Raw genomic sequence first — 15,852 nt, forward strand, 5'->3', positions numbered from 1 at the left:
GTGCGGGCTCACGGCAGCCTTTCTTGTTCTTGGAAGTGAATCTGGGCGCGATGCTATCCGCGATTTGTGACAGGATGATGATGAAAAGAAACGTAGACCAAGGGACTATGGATTGCTCCTCGTTACTATTCCTTCCGCTGCCATTGTCTGTTATACTCGTGCGCTTTGCGGCGGCACCCACCCCGCAAGATCGACCCGGTACGGAAAGGTGGCAGAGTGGTCGAATGCGCTGGACTCGAAATCCAGTATACGTTTATGCGTATCGAGGGTTCGAATCCCTCCCTTTCCGCCAAGAACAAGTACCAAGAAGTCTAAAGTAGTCCAAGAACCCGCGTTAAACCAATAGGTTGCGCGGGTTTTTTGTTTTTCTAGCGCTACTAGCGTCCATTGACATCCTGTTATCTTGGGGATACTTTTGGGGATATAAAACGTATCCCGAAAATCACATACCCCCAAAAATGCCTAAAAAGGTAGTTCCTCTCACCGACGTGAAGGTGAAAAGTGCAAAGCCCAGGGAAAAAGCGTACAAACTCTCAGATGGAGAAGGTTTGTACCTCCTTGTTAATCCGGACGGTGGGAAGTATTGGCGGATGAAAATCACTTACGGCGGACAGGAGCGGCTCTTGTCGTTTGGGGTCTATCCCACCGTTTCGCTTGCAGAAGCTCGCGCCGAGCGCTCCAAAGCGAGAAGTCAAAAAGTCGCCGGTGTAGACCCGGCCCAGGCAAAACGCATTGCGAAACGGCAGCAAGCGATTGCGGCAACTAACACATTCGAGGCAATTGCTCGGAAGTGGCACGCTGAAAAATGCGATACATGGAAAGAAAATACAGCTCGGGATACCCTCAATCGACTAGAAAGGGATGTGTTTCCGCTCATTGGCAAGCGCCCAATCTCCGACCTTGACGGCCCAACAGTGCTGGATGTTCTGAAACGCGTCGAGGAGCGCGGGGCGCTTGAAATGACGCGTCGGCTGTCGCAAGTGTGTAGCCGAGTATTCGATTACGCGGTTGCCTCGGGACTGGCTAAGTACAATCCCGTTCCCAGCGTCCGGGTGGCGTTGAAGCCAAGGGTTAAGGGCCACCACGCGGCCATTACTCCTGATGAGCTACCCGCGTTTCTTCGCATCCTCGAGAAGAACGAGGTCAGGATGTTCACGCCCACGCGCATCATGATGCGGTTGATGATGCTCGTTTTTGTGAGGACGAGCGAACTGATTGAAACGCCCTGGGCCGAGATCGATCTTGAACGCGAACAATGGGTAATTCCTTGGCAAAGAATGAAGATGGGTAAGCGAAAGCTGAACCCGCGCAAAGTCGATCATCATGTCAACTTGCCAAGTCAAGGTTGGGAATTATTGCGCGAGCTCCATGCCATCACCGGACGCAATAAGTACTTGTTTCCAAACCAACGGGATCCTGCAAAACCCGTTTCAAACGGAGCAATACTTGCTGCACTTAAGCGAATGGGTTACGCGGGCAGACACACGGGGCATGGGTTCCGCGCCTTGGCAATGGGTGTGATCAAGGAACGTTTGGGCTATCGCCATGACGTTGTGAACCGCCAACTAGCCCATATGTCGGGGGATGCGTACGGAGAGGCATACGACCGCGCAGAATTTATCGAAGAGCGCAAAGTAATGATGCAGCAGTATGCGGACTATCTCGATGGCGCTGCAACGGGTCGTGTGATTGCGGGCAGATTCGGGCGTGCAGCGTAAGGAAAGCAGAGGGTGGCTTGGAGAAAAGAATAATACGACAGAGAACCGAGTTGCCTAGCTGGTTCGATTTAGCAAAGTACCGGAATACAAAAAATTTGACTTGCCTTGACTGGTACTGGCAACTTAGCGCCCGTGCTCATCTCTGGAGCTTCGTCACTTGGGAAGTGCCCAGCAACTTCTACGAAAAATTCCCCGGCAATCCTGTCGCGCAGCAGGCACAGCTGCGTGCGACGGAATCTAGAGCGCTATTAGATTCGATCAGGCGCTGCCCAATCATCGATAAAGATAGCTTCCGCGACGGCCGACCACTATTTGGAGAGATTATTCCGACTCCAGATTTTGGTGTGCGTAGTACTTCGATTGCGGATATCGCCAAGCAGATGTTTTACATCCGGTCAGACGAACGAGCTCGAGCATTGGACGTTGTTATCCAAGGGCTGCCGATACAAGGGGAGACGCTGGTTGAAAGGCCGCTTGTAGAAGTTCAAAGAGAATCTCTAGACGAAATGCTTATCAGCGTTCAGCTGGACGTTCCCGAGCGACTTCTTATTGAAAACTTCGCTGCGTTCGTACGTCGCGCGAAGGCAACAAGAGATCGCGAAAGCGAAGAGGGAAGCCGCTATCGAACTCCCGACTTCAGCCAGTGGGCGCGCATTGGCATCCTCCCATTCTTCGACTTGAAAATTTGGGAATTGCAGGAGAACGTATCAATTCCCAACCGGGTAATGGCAGATGCTATTTTCGAGCTTGAGCATATGGGCGGCGAAGAAACGGTGCGCAAAACGACAGAGAAACTTGCTTACCAAGTCCTCGAAGGCGATGTATTGAAGGCGCTCGCCACCCTTCATGCCACCCAGCGTCTTGAAACGGACAACCACAAGCCTTAGTAACCCAACCGATGGTAAGCAAGTAACATGAGTGAACACCAGATCTTTCTTAGCTATGGCAGTCCAGATTTTTCCCGGGCAAAGACGTTATACGACCGGCTGCGTGCCAGGGGGCTGAACGTTTGGTTTGATAAACAGGAGCTTCTTCCGGGCCAGCGATGGGACTTTGAGATCAAGCGCGCGCTGCGCCAATCGGATATTGTTCTATTTCTTATTTCCAATACATCCCTTGAACGTCGAGGCTACGTTCAAAGGGAAATGAAGCTGGCAATCAGTCATCTCGAGGAGAAGCTCCCGGGCGATATATACGCAATCCCGATTTTGCTTGATAACGGGGTCAAACTGGAGCCACCACTCAGTGACATTCAATATATCTCTGCAGAGGACGTCGGATATGAAGACAAACTCGTTGAGGCAATTGATGCGCAACTGGCGCAGCTTGGCCGCACGGTTACCCGCGCTGAGCAGCAGCAAGATATCAGTATGTCGAAGCGCCACGAGCGCGAGCAGTGGGAAGGTCTGCCCGGATATGACGTGGAATACTGGCTACCTCAGTTCCAATCGACCGTTTATCCAGGCCTGCATGAAATTACAACAATTGTTGAGAGCGACTTTCTAGCGGTTCGACAGGAGCATCGACGGCAGAAGCTGGCGCAGGACACGACAATGTTCCGCTGGTCAGAGCCGATGTATAGGAGGACAAACACCTTCGCTGCCACTATCCTCGAGTACAAAGTAATTGGGCGCTTACTGTCGCTGGTATTCGTGCTTGACTTTTATGGTGCTGGTGCAGCGCACGAGAACTATGGGTTCAAAACGTTCAACTTCTTCCTTAATCCTCTCTGTCGCATTGACGATGTAAAAGCCCTATTTGTGGATCCGGAAGCTGCATTTCCTGTAATTCAGCGTACGGTTCGTGAATCACTCAAAAAAAATCTCCTGGGTGAAGGAGCTGGCGAAGAAGACATTTCTAGCATCGAATGGATCGAGGAGGGCACAAACTCTTGGGAGTCGCTTCAGTTATTCTCGTTCGCAGAAGGCTCTCTTTCGATTTACTTTGCGCCATACACAGTTGCGTCTTTTGCAGACGGCCCTCAACGCGTGGAAATCCCGTTAGAACCGATTCGTCATCTCTTGGACGAGGATCTGGCCCGATTCCTAGATTTTCCTATTTGATCATTGGAGCTTCGAGACGGGCGCAGAACCAACTCCGACTTGGTGTCTGGTTCGCAATTGCGGCCATCATTTGCCACTAGTAGTTTTCGGAACGTTTTCCTGTAATACCTTTCCGGAAAACTTTCCGAAGTTCCCTTTACTGGGAACACCATCACTTCTGTTCCATGATTGCGCCATGTTCAATAACCCATATCGAGGCGCACAATGGTTCATAAATCAATTCTTCGTCTTCCCGAAGTGAAGGCACGGACCGGCCTGAGCCGGTCGAGCATCTATAACGCAATCAAAGCCGGTACTTTTCCTGCGCACGTATCGCTAGGTGCACGCGCGGTCGGATGGGTGTCAACAGAAATTGACGAGTGGATTGCGGCTCGCATCTCAGCGGTTCGTTCGACCCTCAAATGACTGCACGTGCAATCAATTTCAATTCTTATTCACCAAATTCCCGTCCGGTCTATTAGTAGGGCATAGGGACAGAAGAATAGTACACATTATGCGAGGTAGGTTATTCATTGACCGATTCAGCGTGACACTCGACATACCGGATGCAGACCGAGATCAAGTCCGGCTGCAATTGCTTGCGTTATCTGAGTTGGGAGAAATCGAACAAGTGACGAATCGCTATAGCAAGATCCTCAAAGGTTACCGTTATGGGTTCATGTTGCCGTTCGACGATCAAAGTACCTATTCGTGTCTAATCCAAATCGAACCGAACGGTGCTTTTCGAAATAGCCGATACATGAGAATGGAGTGGAATCCGAGCAGTGCAAGCCGCGTGTGCGCAAATCCAGCTGCGGGGATACGGAGAATGTTGGAAATCTGCGTGCCTTCCTACAGCCCGGGCCTTTTATCTGAGGCAAACGTGACACGAATCGATCTGGCATTCAACCTGTACCGAATCCCAATTGACTCTATTCTTGTCTCTACAATTTTACGTAAGCCGGTGTCGGGGAGATATTTCGCTCCACGCGCAAAGTACGGAAAAACGGGATACCTAAATTCCCAGGAAATCGGCGATCCGGAGAGTGATCGCTACCTAGTCATCTACGATAAGAACTTGGAGCGGGAATTCCGCAATTTCGAGGGAAACCGGATGTCAACGGAGCCGCAGCGTAGCCAGTTTCCGCGCGTGCAGCCAAGGTGGGCTCGCTTCGAGATTCGCCTGAGGAACCTCGGCTCTTGGGGGCGGCTACCGTACATCCAAGAGAACCCCTTTGAGGCCTATTCAGTGACTACGTACACTACTGCGCAAATCATTCGCGACGATCACTACTGGGCTTACTTTTTAGCAGACTGCAAGCTCAACGGTGCTCAAGCTGCACTGTCTAAGATTATCGACAAGCGAGAAAGGGCGCGAATGCGGAAAGCGCTTTATGTCGGCGATCCCCCGCTTTGGTGGAATCCTGAGGCATTGCGAATGGAGTTGTCCTCGGCACTCGATCGCGCATTTCAACCGTTCGAATGTTTCTATTAAGGGTCGCAAGTGCAAAATTCTGCAATTCCTGCCGATTTTTTTGCAATTGATTGCAAAATATGAGATGGCACGGGTTCAGTGACTCGGCGGCGCTTGGTAAAGGGTGAAGTGTGTCAACGGATTTCTGAAAGCTGGGAAGGCGGTGCGCTTTGCGAACCGCTTACGACCGCTTGCTCGCCGACGCTTTGGGAGTCGCGTCAATCACTACGATATCTGAGGCCTTCTCACCCGCAGCAAGCCGTTCGGCTCGAATTTGTTGAATAGTAGCGAGCTTGCTACCAAGGTCACCGTAGTCGATGACTACAAATATGCCATGGAAGGTTTTTGCTGCCTCTTTGTAAAATTCAAGCTGCTTCTCGTACCCGTGGCGTACCGATCCGTTCGAACGCTTCATCTCAACGAGCACACGTGCCTCGTAACCGACGCTGAACTTAAAGTCGATAGGCCCACCACCCATATTCGCTTCGGGCGAGATATCAACGTTGTTCGCTTTGCAAAAACAGTCGGCAATCGCAAAATAAATCAGTTGCGACGCCCTTTCTTTCTTTGGCTTGCCGTCTGCCCATAGAGCTTCCCACAAGTTGCCCTTTTCAACATGATGCTTGAAAGTCGCAATTGTTTCGTGCACTAGCTCGGCTATTTTTTCGGGTCCTGCTGCCAAGTCGAATTTTTTGGACACCTTGAAGGCCGAGATGTCCGAGGTTAGTACTTCCTTTAGCTTGTGATATCCAAGGAGGTCGTCATTCGGGTCGTATGCTTTTGCAAAATTCTTGACGGTCTTCAGGAATAAGTCGAACAACTCAGCAGATTCCAATGCGGTCTTCCGCATGGCTGCTTTTCGGTCTGCAGCCGAGTGTCTTGCACCGTCTCCGAGAAATGCATTTACTCTATCCCGGATCTTCTGGTTGTATGAAACAGCAGCGTAAATCTCTGATGGGTCATTTGCTATTGGTAATTCACGGACGATATCACTGGGTACTAGGACAACGTACTTCTCTTTCCCGTCCTCTAACTTGAAGTACGGAAGACTAAACTCGTTTTCTCCTTGATTGTCACTTGTTGGTACCCCATGTTCGTGACAAAACTTCTCCGTTATCTTGGCCAGCTGGGTCGCAATGGCTCTGGTCGTAAAGTCACTGATGGTATCGGGTCCAACGTTCTCTTCGAAGAACCCCATAAGAGATAACATCTCAGGGTCTTTACTCCCGAGGGTCACGATTTCTTTCGACGTTCGCATAATCGAATCTCTTATTTCGTCTGGTCGCGAACTGCCCGAGCGCCTACTTCCTCCGTATCCAAGTCCGTTGTCTGGAGGTTCACTAAGATCTAATAGCCGTTCTGCAGCACGCCACGCGGCGTCACCTTCGCGTTCCGAGATGGTGAGTAGGCGCAGGAAATCATCGAAATGCTTTCGAAAGGCTGCCAATCCCTCTCCACGTATCAAATCATTCGACGATTTTTCCAGCAAAGCGGGGTCGATGAAAAGTTGGGTATCGACGTTCAGGAACGGATCTACAAGCCCTGCTGCTTCTAGAGTCCCTGGTTTCAGCCCGAAGTGGGTTGAGAAAAGGATTGGGTTTTTTACTTTCGCCAAGTGGCACTCCTGCGCTCTTTTTGTCGTGATGCTTTTCTATGGCGCATAGTGGCACGCGTATCAGAGGCAAGATATCCCATATTTATGGGGGGTGGCTTTGCTTCCTCTGGATACAAGAAAAATCGAGCGTGGAAACTTCTGTCTCGATGTCTTTTTCGTTGCAGCGTAGTTTTCGTGAGAATAAGAATTTCGGAACTACGTTATCACTTTCTTCGGCAACGCTTTGATGAGGGCGAGAACGCTCTCTTATTGTTTTCTTCTTGCTAGCTTGCCCCTGTAGGCGTCCACAAATTCAGTCACTTCGATGCCCAAAACGTCTGCAACGTCTAGGAACTCGGGGAAATCAAGCCGTCTCTCGCCGCGCTCGTACTTGGACACAAACGACTGATTCTTGCCCAACTTCTCGGCAACGTCGGACTGAAGCATTCCTTTGCGCACCCGGATTTCAGCCAGCATTTCGCGAAATACTTGGTATCTGACGTCGTGAATGGGATTTGGCATCCGGGCATTTTCAAACCTAAGTTGGGATATTCCAGAACCCACTTCGGGATATACTGCTTTCTTCCCTGCATGTTCTCGGGGGGTGGGGATTTGCCGATTTCTTGGGAGCGGCGAATTTGAAGAACAGAAGACGGTTGTAAAGAGAGTCCGGGCAGCCGGAGGCGGGATCATACGAAAATGAAGAAGAAACTAGTTTGGGTCTCAGGCTTAACGCTTGTTTTTGCTTGCGTAGGTGTAGGAACGTCGTACTGGAATAAGCGTCAAGTGGAAATTGAACAGGCCAAACTTGAGGAGCGAAAAAAGGCTTCTGTTGAGAAGGTAAGAAACCTAGTGCGCGCTTCGTTGAAGGATCCCGGCTCGGCGATCTTTCAGGATGTGGTTTACAACGAAGAAACGCAGGCTGGATGCGGATTTGTGAATGCCAAAAATTCGTTCGGCGGCTACGTAGGACGCAAAATGTTCTTCGTCAGCCGAAATGGACAAGTCGAGTTTGAGCAAAAAACCCCTGAGGGGACGATGACCGTTGAAAAGCTAGGTGCTTTAGCAAACGCTATCGGATTCAACAACAAAGTCCAGGCAGACTGTTTGGGCCAAGCTAAAGAACTTCGGTCCAGTAAGTCACCCTAATTCTGACGTTGGTAAAACTCGTACCGAGAATTTTTGGGGTATTTATTGGGGTATAAATACAATAGTTTCATACTCAATCTAGGAATGGCGCAGTATTCAAGGCACGATTGGACTCCCTCCCTTACATCAAGGCCCCGTCAGGGGCTTTTTTGTTTTTGCACTCCTTGTTCCGCTTCCGCAGTCCGCAATCCCCCGTTTTGCATTTCTCCGGTCCTTACATGACGGTAGTAACTTTTCGTCGACGGCATTTGTGACCTGCTTGACGAAACGCAGGGAAAAAATTTAACAAAAAGTAAAGATAACGCTTCCTGCGCAGTTTCTTCACAAGAAGGGGGGCGATCTTGGCGAATGCGAACACCGGTAGTACTCCGCTTTCCATTTTGCGTCACATCAGCCAGTTGCCCCAGTGGGCCTGGTACCGCCTGCGCGCCGGCTACCGGCACGCGCGGGTGCACCGCGCACTGACGCGCCTGGCCGGCCCGCAGTATGTTCGCAGCAGGGACCGGATCGAGATCGATCTCACCTATGCCTGCAACCTGCGCTGCCTGAACTGCAATCGCTCGATCACGCAGGCGCCGGACAAGATGCACATGTCGCGCGCGATGATCCAGGATTTCGTTGCGGAGTCGATTAGCCGCGGCAAGCGCTGGGCCACAATCCGCCTGCTTGGTGGCGAGCCGACGCTCCACCCGGATTTCCTTGGGGTGCTGGACGACTTGCTGCAGTACAAGCGCTGGCATCCGGCGTGTGTGGTGCAGGTCGTCACCAACGGCAATGGCAAGGGCGTGCAGACGATGCTGAAGAAGATCCCGGCCGGCATCGTCATCGAAAACTCGGCCAAGACCGGCAACCTGCAGCCGTCCTTCGGACCGTTCAACCTGGCGCCGGCGGACGATCCGGCCTATCGCCACGCGGATTACCGCAACGGCTGCGCGGTGATGTCGGAGTGCGGGATGGCGCTGACGCCGCTCGGCTACTATCCGTGTGCCGTGGCCGGCGGCATCGACAGGATCGAAGGCAATCGACTGGGCGTGGCCCATCTTCCTGACGACGCGGATGACATGCTGGCGGCGGCAGAAAGGCTGTGCCGACTGTGCGGTCACTTCCGGGAAGGGCATTTCACGCCGGAGCACCTGCGGCCGCCGACGCTGGAACAGAAACTGTCGCCGACCTGGGTCGCGCTGTACCAGGCGTGGCGGCAGGACAGGAAGGGACGCAAGGCAGAAACCCCGCCGGTGCTGACCGAGTATCAGCTGCGCTTCCATCCCATGCCCGCCGCGCGCAGGCGCGCGCCGGAAGTCGAATCCTGAGACCCAGCCGCTTTTCCTGATTTGCAGAGCGGCGCCGGGCGTCGCGTCGAGAGGAGGCTTTTCCATGCATCGGCCCTTGCTTTCCCTGATCGTGGCAACCGTCGGCCGCACTACCGAACTCGCCAGCCTGTTCGCATCGCTGCGCGCCCAGACGTGGCGCCATTTCGAGGTGATCGTTGTCGACCAGAATCCGGACGACCGCCTGCGGCCGGTGCTGGCAAGCGGGTGCGGCCCAAGTATCGTCATCCGTCACCTGAGGCTGCAGCCAGCCAATTTGTCGCTGGCCCGGAACGCCGGGCTGGACCTGGCGTCCGGAGAGTGGGTCGGCTTTCCCGACGATGACTGCTGCTATCGCCCTGACACGCTGGAGCGGCTCGCCAGCCATTTCGACGGCCGGCAGGCGATGAGCGGCGTCGCCGCCCGCTGGGACGAGCTGATCGATGCCGCCACGCCGCGCTCGCGCCTGACCTGGGCGCGGTCCCGCACGTTCCGCGACGTCCCTTGCCCGTCGTTTACCCTGTTCTTCCATCGCCGGCTGTTCGACCGCATCGGTGGTTTCGATCCGCGCCTCGGCGTCGGCCAGCGCTTTGGCGCCGGGGAGGAGACCGACCTCGTCCTGCGCGCGTTGCGCGCCGGTGCGCACATCGATTTCGAGCCTGCCGCCATCGTCAGCCATCCGTTGAAGGAACCGGTGCCCGGTACTGCTTCGCGACGGGCGGAACGCCTGCGCGCGAGCGGGGCGGGCGCACTCTACCGCAAGCATGCGCTGCCGCCCTGGGTCATTCTGCGCGGGCTCCTTGCGCCCGTGATCCGGCCCTTGTCGAGGGGGCGCTTCGGGGAGGAGCTGGCGCTGGGTTACGCGGTGACCCGGGGCCGCCTCGACGGATGGCTCGGATGGGGAGGGGATGCCTTGCCCGCATGTCGCCGTCCGCCCGCCGACGCGGTCGCGCCGGCGTCCAGCGTGGGCGCAGGCGCGGACGACGTCCATCCGGGCGCCGTGCTTGCGGTTGGCACCCCGGACGATGTCGAAGGGCAGCTGGCCGCGTGAACGCCGCTCAGCGCGATCCCCTCGATTTCCTTGCGACGAGTCCGGCGGGGCGGTAGACGAGCCGCCTCGCGTTCGCGGTGGCGCGCGCATGCACCGGTCGCAGCCCCTGCTGCGCCACGCCGGCGCCGATGCCGGACAGCTGTTTCACCCACGCGCGCTGCGTGGGAAGCGCATGGGCGATGGCGGCGCCAGGCGTCCAAAGCAATGCCGGCGTCATCGCCAGGCCGAGCGTGCGGGTGGACGACGCCAGCATCTGCTGCGTCATCCAACCGGCAAGCTGCATGTTGGCGCTGATTGCACGCAGCCACATTGCCTGCATCGATTCGGCGGCCGCCTCCAGCTTCTCCTGTCCCATGCGCGTGAACTCGCGTCGGTCGCGGGCGCCCGGGGCCGGGCCGGCAGCGGCGATGCGGGCGCTGCGATGCTGGATTACGGCTGCCGAGGCGACCAGCATTTCACCGACACGCAGGCTGAACCCGGTCCAGGCGGAGAACGGGTTGAATACGGAAAATCCATCTGTGCGGCGTCTCATCTCGGGTTCCTCGGGACGGTGGAACCCGTTGGAGCCCGGCCAGGTCAGCCGGTTCGCGGAACATTCGTCCAAGTGTGTCATCAAGCAGTCATAATGCAAACCTATCGTCACCGTCTTTGCCCGCATGGCAAGGCGGGTGGATGCCCAAGTGAGGACCATGCATGTTTGCCGCCGTCGATCTCGGTTCCAACAGTTTTCGCCTGCATGTCGGCGCCTTCGATGGCGAATCGATACGCATCGTTCGTAGTGCGCGCGACCAGATTCGCCTGGGCGCGGGGCTGGATGCCGCCGGCCACCTGAGCGGGCCGGCGATGCAGAGCGCCTTGCAGAGCCTGCAGGGTTTCCGGGCAATACTGGCCGAATACACGCTGGATGCCGTCAGGGTGGTTGCGACGAATACCTTGCGAGTTGCGAAGAACGCCGGGGAATTCCTGCCGCATGCCGAGCAGGCGATCGGCTATCCCATCGAGATCATTTCCGGGGAAGAAGAGGGGCGCCTGATCTACATGGGCGTATCCAGCGTCCTGCCGGCGGACGAGGGGCCGCGGCTGGTGATCGACATCGGCGGCGGGTCCACCGAAGTCATTCTCGGCGACGGGCCGGAGATCCGGCAGGTCGAATCGTTCAGCATCGGCACGGCGCCGCACAGCAAGGCCTTCTTCCCTGCCGGGCGCCTCGACGCTGCGACATTCGCGGCCGCCATCGTCGCCGCGCGCTCCACCTTTGAGGACGCGGCTTCGCTGTATGTCGGCGGGTCGTGGCGCAACGCGTATGGGTCTTCCGGGACGATACGGGCGACGGCCGAGGTGATCGCGCGCAACGGCATCGGCGACGGCACCATGTCGCAGGCCAGCCTGCACGCGCTGGCGGGCCGCCTCGCGGATTTCGGCGAGATCGGCAGGGTGAACCTGGCAGGCATCAAGCCGGACCGCGCCATCGCGGTGGCAGGCGGACTCGCCATCCTGCTCGGCTTGATGCAGGAGCTGGACATTCCGGTGCTGCACCCGGTCGACGCCGGGCTGCGCATGGGCGTCCTGTGGGACCTGCAGCTCCGGGCGACGCAACGCGACCGGCGCGAGCAGTCGGTGCGGGAATGCATGCGCCGCTTCCGGGCCGCTGAGGGCAGGGCGAGCCGGGTCGCCGAGGCGGCGGCGGCGCTCTACCTGCAGCTTCGCCCCGAAACGGATAATTACGAACGCTACCTGCGCTGGGCGGCGCTGCTGCATGAAATCGGCCTCGCGGTGTCGCACACCGGCTTCCACAAGCATGGCGCCTACATGATCGAAAACGCGGACCTGCCCGGTTTCACCGCGCGGGAACAGCGCCTGACGGCCATGCTGGTGCTCGCGCAGAAGGGCAACCTGCGCAAGGTGGCCGATATGCTGGACGACGCCGACCGGGCGAAAGCCGTACTGGCACTGCGCCTGGCCACGATGTTCATGCACTCCCGCATCGAGGGGGATGTCAGCGAGATTCGGGTCCGGATGAAGCAGCGCATCGAACTGGAGTGCCGGCGCGGATGGCTGGACCGGCATCCGACGGTGGGCGCCCTGATCGACAAGGAGCGCGCATGGTGGGACGCGGCCGGCTTCTCCTTCCAGGTCCGCGTCACCGCCTGACCGAGACCGCGAAGGTTCAGTAGACCAGGCCGCTTCCCTTCGACAGCAGGGCGATGTCGAGGTAGCCGGACAGCCTTCCGTCGGGACTGGCGCCGGCGGTCATTCCGCCGATATCGATGCTTGCGCCGCGGGCAAGGAATTCACGCAGCATCGCCGGGCCGCTGCGTGTCGACGCCTGCATCATCTTCACCAGCGAGCGGGCAGCGGCAAAGCCCTCCAGCGTCAGCGCCGATACGCTTTCGTCGCGGTACTTTCGCATCATGGCCAGGTGCTCGATCTGCAGCACCGTGCTTCCCGCGCCGGGATTCGGCACCACCTGGGAAAAGACCGTCCACTCCACCGCGCGGCGCCCGGCAAGCTCCCGCAGCGTTTCGAGATTGGTCAGCGAGGTGCCCGCGACAAAGGTCTGGCCGTCATGGCGCCGGTAGGCCTTGAGGAAGAGGGCGGTCGCGATGCTGTCGCCGATCACCAGCACAAAGCCCGGCCGCGCATCTGCCATGCGCTTCGCCTCCTGCGCAGCCCGTTCGCCCGAAGCGGCAAGGCGCGCGGTATGCGAAAGCCGGACCTGCCGTTCCGCGGCCTCGGCCTGCACGCTGCGCCAGGCGTCGAGGTAGGTCTCGCCGTCCTGGTAGACGACGCCGACATCGCTGATGCCGAGCTTCCTGAAATGCGAAAAGATGTGCCTGATCTCCTGCTTGTAGCCGGGGCGCCAGTAGAGCACGCGCCCGCCGTGCGACTGCTCGCCGGAGGCGAGCGGGGCGAAGAGCACCTGGCCCTTGCGCCGGAACGCCTGGCTGGCGGTGACGGCGCGCACCGCGGCGTCGCCTATGCCGCCGAGCAGGAAGTCGGCCTGCTCCCGTTCGAGCAGTTCCTCGGCCGCCGCTGCCGAGGCGGCGGGCTCGCCGCGGTCGTCGCGGGCGATGAAGCGGATCCGCCTGCCGTTGACGCCGCCTGCGGCGTTCACCATGTCGAAGCAGGTCTTGATGCCGGCGACGTAGTCGCGTCCGAGGCCGCCGTCCGGGCCGGAGAGGTCGATGGCTTGGCCGACGACGATCGGTTCCGCGGCGGGGGCCGCGGCGGACAGCAGGAGCAGGCCGGCGCAGGTGAGGCGTTTGAGATGTGAAAGCATGGGCTTGAAGTCAGGTTCGGAATCGATGGGTTTCCCGGCGCCGGGGTTACGCGCGCAACTGCCGGTCATGCATGCGCTGCGGCGGCCCGGCGGGCCGGGACGCCGGTTCCCGCTGCGGCAGCAGGGTCACGCTGGCGACCTGGCGCAGGTGTTCCGTCCCGGCGCCCCGGCCTTCGCTTTCAACGGTCTCCAGCTTGAACACCGCCACGGCGCGCGCAAGCGCCTCAGCCTGGGCATGCAGCGCGGCGGAGGCGGCCGCCGCCTGCTCGACCAGGGCCGCATTGCGCTGGGTGACTTCCTCCATCTGGCCGAGCACTTGGTTGACCTGGGCGATGCCGCGGGTCTGTTCCTCGCCCGCGCGGGAGATGTCATGCATGATGCGGGCCACCTGGCGCACCGCCGCCACCAGTTCGCCCATGGCGGCGCCGGCGCCGCTCACCAGCGTATTGCCGCGGTCGACCTCGCTGACGGCGCTGTCGATCAGCTGGCGGACTTCCTTCGCCGCGCCGGCGGAGCGCTGCGCCAGGGCCCGCACTTCCGCCGCCACCACGGCAAAGCCCCGGCCATGCTCCCCGGCGCGCGCTGCCTCGACCGCGGCATTCAGGGCAAGCAGGTTGGTCTGGAAGGCATGTTCGTCGATGACGCGGATGATGTCGATGACCCGGTAGGCGCTGCTCCTGACGGCCGTCATGCTGGACACGGCGCGGTCCACCGCGACCCCGCCCTTGTCGGCGAGGGCGGCGGCGTCGAGCACCAGCCGGTTCGCCTCGGCCGCCCTTGCACTGTTCCTGGCGACGATCTCGGTAAGCTCTTCCATTGCCCCGGCGGTCTGGGCCAGGGCGCTTGCCTGCGAGGTGGTGCGCACGGACAGGTCGGCATTGCCGGAGGCGATTTCCGCCGCCGCGTGCCGGATACCTTCGCTACCGCCGCGCACCTGCCGCACCAGCCGCGCCAGGCCATGGGTCATCGCGCCGAAGGTGCCGGCGAGATGGCCGATCTCGTCGCGGGAGCGGGCGTCGACAGCTTGCGCGAGGTTGCCGTCCGCCGCGCGGCCTACGGCCTGTTCGAGTTGCGCCACGTTCTTGCGGAACGACAGGTAGAAGCCTGCGAGGAGATAGGCGGCCGCAGCCAGCGCGACGGCGACCAGGGCGCCCACCAGCAGGCGATGGCGGGCCTGCGCGGCGATCCGTTGCAGCAGCAGGCGATCGAGCTCGCCGGCGGCGGCATGGGCGGCGCGGTGCAGGCCGCCTGCGCTTTCCAGCCCCGCCGCCAGGAACGCCTTGCCCGTGGTCTGGTTGTAGGCGTTGATGACCTCGCCCTTTGCGCGTTCGAGAAAGGCGGCCCCCTGCGCGAGGGCGCCACGGTGGGGCGCCAGGCCGGTAGACAGGTCCGACGCAAGCAAAGCGGCGTCGAGGCGGCTTCCTATCCCTGCAAGGTCGCGCTGCGCGAGCATCAGGGTCGAGCTCATCAGCAGGTCTTCCCCCGCGTCCTGCAGACCGGTATCGATGTAGGCGGCGCCGCGTCCGGCCAGCTGCATGGTCGCCTCCGCCACCGCCGGCAGGCTGTTGATGGCGACGACCGCGAGCCGGTTGCTTGCCGCTTCGGCGTCCAGCGTGACGCCGGAACGTTCCGCCACCTGTTCCTGCAGCTTCATCAATGCCGCGGCGAGCCTGTCATGCCGGGCGTAGCTCTCTTTCGCCGGTGCCTGCGCCATGCGGGCCTCCAGCGCCTGCCACTCGCTACCGATGCGGTGCAGGTCCTGGCGGACGTCGAAGGCATCGAGGGCGTCGCCGTCCATTGCCGCCAGCGCGACGCTGATCTCCTTGCGCAGCGCGACGGCGCGCTCATCGGCCGGCCGCGCGTTGGCGAGGGCAAGGTGGTGGACGGCACGGTGCTGCTGCACCGTCCACAGCGCATTCATGGACGAGAGGACCAGTCGCAACCCCGCGCGCTCGCGATGCGTCCTGTCGATGGACTGCTGCATCTCGGCGAACAGCAGGGAGGCCACGAGCAGGAGCGGGGCGGTGAAGAGCAACGCGACGAGCCCGAACTTGGGCAGCAGGCGCAGGCGCTCCATCAGGCGTACGGAAGGCGAAAGCAGGAATGTCATCAAGTGTTCCAATGGGTTGTTTTTTTGCCCGGAAGTCTGAAGGCGCTTTGTGACATGGCAATGACGATGCGGGGGAAGGACCGGCTTGCGCGATGACAATAAATGGTAATATCATTTATATTATTTA

The 15,852-nt window shown here is 58.9% G+C and carries 14 protein-coding genes and 1 tRNA gene; 10 read left to right on the forward strand and 5 right to left on the reverse strand.

Annotated features, from left to right (window positions below):
• Nucleotides 1–202: 202 nt before the first annotated feature.
• The 6 genes from VIM12_RS04235 (at nt 203) to VIM12_RS04260 (ending at nt 5,255) form a co-directional block, all read left to right on the forward strand.
• Nucleotides 203–292, forward strand: a tRNA-Ser gene (locus tag VIM12_RS04235).
• A gap of 166 nt (nt 293–458) precedes the next feature.
• Nucleotides 459–1,718, forward strand: a complete 1,260-nt coding sequence (locus VIM12_RS04240) for a tyrosine-type recombinase/integrase (protein WP_331940369.1) — start codon at nt 459–461, stop codon at nt 1,716–1,718.
• A 17-nt stretch (nt 1,719–1,735) separates the two neighbouring features.
• On the forward strand, nt 1,736–2,605 hold the full coding sequence (locus VIM12_RS04245; protein ID WP_331940370.1) for a DUF6387 family protein: 870 nt from the start codon (nt 1,736–1,738) through the stop codon (nt 2,603–2,605).
• A gap of 27 nt (nt 2,606–2,632) precedes the next feature.
• Complete coding sequence (locus VIM12_RS04250) at nt 2,633–3,781, forward strand: TIR domain-containing protein (protein ID WP_331940371.1); 1,149 nt, start codon at nt 2,633–2,635, stop codon at nt 3,779–3,781.
• Nucleotides 3,782–3,985: 204 nt separating this feature from the next.
• Complete coding sequence (locus VIM12_RS04255) at nt 3,986–4,186, forward strand: AlpA family transcriptional regulator (protein WP_331940372.1); 201 nt, start codon at nt 3,986–3,988, stop codon at nt 4,184–4,186.
• A 121-nt stretch (nt 4,187–4,307) separates the two neighbouring features.
• Nucleotides 4,308–5,255: a hypothetical protein gene (locus tag VIM12_RS04260; protein WP_331940373.1), complete on the forward strand. Its 948-nt coding sequence runs from the start codon at nt 4,308–4,310 to the stop codon at nt 5,253–5,255.
• A gap of 160 nt (nt 5,256–5,415) precedes the next feature.
• On the opposite strand, the gene VIM12_RS04265 is transcribed toward VIM12_RS04260, so the two are convergent.
• Both VIM12_RS04265 and VIM12_RS04270 read right to left on the reverse strand, forming a co-directional pair.
• On the reverse strand, nt 5,416–6,849 hold the full coding sequence (locus tag VIM12_RS04265) for a hypothetical protein (RefSeq protein WP_331940374.1): 1,434 nt from the start codon (nt 6,847–6,849) through the stop codon (nt 5,416–5,418).
• A 246-nt stretch (nt 6,850–7,095) separates the two neighbouring features.
• Complete coding sequence (locus VIM12_RS04270; protein ID WP_331940375.1) at nt 7,096–7,350, reverse strand: helix-turn-helix transcriptional regulator; 255 nt, start codon at nt 7,348–7,350, stop codon at nt 7,096–7,098.
• A gap of 177 nt (nt 7,351–7,527) precedes the next feature.
• Between VIM12_RS04270 and VIM12_RS04275 the strand changes: the two genes are divergently transcribed.
• The 3 genes from VIM12_RS04275 to VIM12_RS04285 all read left to right on the forward strand — a co-directional run bounded on the left by VIM12_RS04275 (nt 7,528) and on the right by VIM12_RS04285 (nt 10,335).
• Nucleotides 7,528–7,977, forward strand: coding sequence for a hypothetical protein (locus VIM12_RS04275; protein ID WP_331940376.1), 450 nt, complete (start codon nt 7,528–7,530; stop codon nt 7,975–7,977).
• 380 nt (nt 7,978–8,357) lie between these two features.
• Nucleotides 8,358–9,287 (forward strand): hypothetical protein, encoded by a 930-nt coding sequence (locus VIM12_RS04280; RefSeq protein WP_331940377.1) that lies wholly within the window; start codon nt 8,358–8,360, stop codon nt 9,285–9,287.
• Nucleotides 9,288–9,351: 64 nt separating this feature from the next.
• Nucleotides 9,352–10,335 carry a glycosyltransferase family A protein gene (locus VIM12_RS04285; RefSeq protein WP_331940378.1) on the forward strand — a complete coding sequence of 328 codons (984 nt, stop codon included), beginning with the start codon at nt 9,352–9,354 and terminating at the stop codon, nt 10,333–10,335.
• 7 nt (nt 10,336–10,342) lie between these two features.
• On the opposite strand, the gene VIM12_RS04290 is transcribed toward VIM12_RS04285, so the two are convergent.
• Nucleotides 10,343–10,867, reverse strand: a complete 525-nt coding sequence (locus tag VIM12_RS04290) for a polyhydroxyalkanoate granule-associated phasin (RefSeq protein ID WP_331940379.1) — start codon at nt 10,865–10,867, stop codon at nt 10,343–10,345.
• A gap of 161 nt (nt 10,868–11,028) precedes the next feature.
• Here VIM12_RS04290 and VIM12_RS04295 point away from each other — a divergent pair, with 161 nt between their 5' ends.
• Nucleotides 11,029–12,486: a Ppx/GppA phosphatase family protein gene (locus tag VIM12_RS04295; protein ID WP_331940380.1), complete on the forward strand. Its 1,458-nt coding sequence runs from the start codon at nt 11,029–11,031 to the stop codon at nt 12,484–12,486.
• A gap of 16 nt (nt 12,487–12,502) precedes the next feature.
• Here VIM12_RS04295 and VIM12_RS04300 read toward each other — a convergent pair whose 3' ends face one another.
• Nucleotides 12,503–13,615 carry an ABC transporter substrate-binding protein gene (locus tag VIM12_RS04300; RefSeq protein WP_331940381.1) on the reverse strand — a complete coding sequence of 371 codons (1,113 nt, stop codon included), beginning with the start codon at nt 13,613–13,615 and terminating at the stop codon, nt 12,503–12,505.
• Between the two features lie 46 nt (nt 13,616–13,661).
• The gene (locus VIM12_RS04305; protein ID WP_331940382.1) at nt 13,662–15,725 is read right to left on the reverse strand and encodes a methyl-accepting chemotaxis protein; all 2,064 of its coding nucleotides are present in this window, start codon (nt 15,723–15,725) and stop codon (nt 13,662–13,664) included.
• Between the last annotated feature and the right edge of the window lie 127 nt (nt 15,726–15,852).

It is taken from the genome of Noviherbaspirillum sp. (genome assembly GCF_036563305.1).
Classification (GTDB): Bacteria; Pseudomonadota; Gammaproteobacteria; order Burkholderiales; family Burkholderiaceae_D; genus Noviherbaspirillum.

What these genes read in the sequence shown, in the direction of transcription:
- VIM12_RS04240 (WP_331940369.1), top strand. Translation starts at nt 459, where the DNA reads ATGCCTAAAAAGGTAGTTCCTCTCACCGACGTGAAGGTGAAAAGTGCA.
- VIM12_RS04250 (WP_331940371.1), top strand. Translation starts at nt 2,633, where the DNA reads ATGAGTGAACACCAGATCTTTCTTAGCTATGGCAGTCCAGATTTTTCC.
- VIM12_RS04255 (WP_331940372.1), top strand. Translation starts at nt 3,986, where the DNA reads ATGGTTCATAAATCAATTCTTCGTCTTCCCGAAGTGAAGGCACGGACC.
- VIM12_RS04270 (WP_331940375.1), bottom strand. Translation starts at nt 7,350, where the DNA reads ATGCCAAATCCCATTCACGACGTCAGATACCAAGTATTTCGCGAAATG.
- VIM12_RS04275 (WP_331940376.1), top strand. Translation starts at nt 7,528, where the DNA reads ATGAAGAAGAAACTAGTTTGGGTCTCAGGCTTAACGCTTGTTTTTGCT.
- VIM12_RS04285 (WP_331940378.1), top strand. Translation starts at nt 9,352, where the DNA reads ATGCATCGGCCCTTGCTTTCCCTGATCGTGGCAACCGTCGGCCGCACT.
- VIM12_RS04290 (WP_331940379.1), bottom strand. Translation starts at nt 10,867, where the DNA reads ATGAGACGCCGCACAGATGGATTTTCCGTATTCAACCCGTTCTCCGCC.
- VIM12_RS04295 (WP_331940380.1), top strand. Translation starts at nt 11,029, where the DNA reads ATGTTTGCCGCCGTCGATCTCGGTTCCAACAGTTTTCGCCTGCATGTC.
- VIM12_RS04300 (WP_331940381.1), bottom strand. Translation starts at nt 13,615, where the DNA reads ATGCTTTCACATCTCAAACGCCTCACCTGCGCCGGCCTGCTCCTGCTG.
- VIM12_RS04305 (WP_331940382.1), bottom strand. Translation starts at nt 15,725, where the DNA reads ATGACATTCCTGCTTTCGCCTTCCGTACGCCTGATGGAGCGCCTGCGC.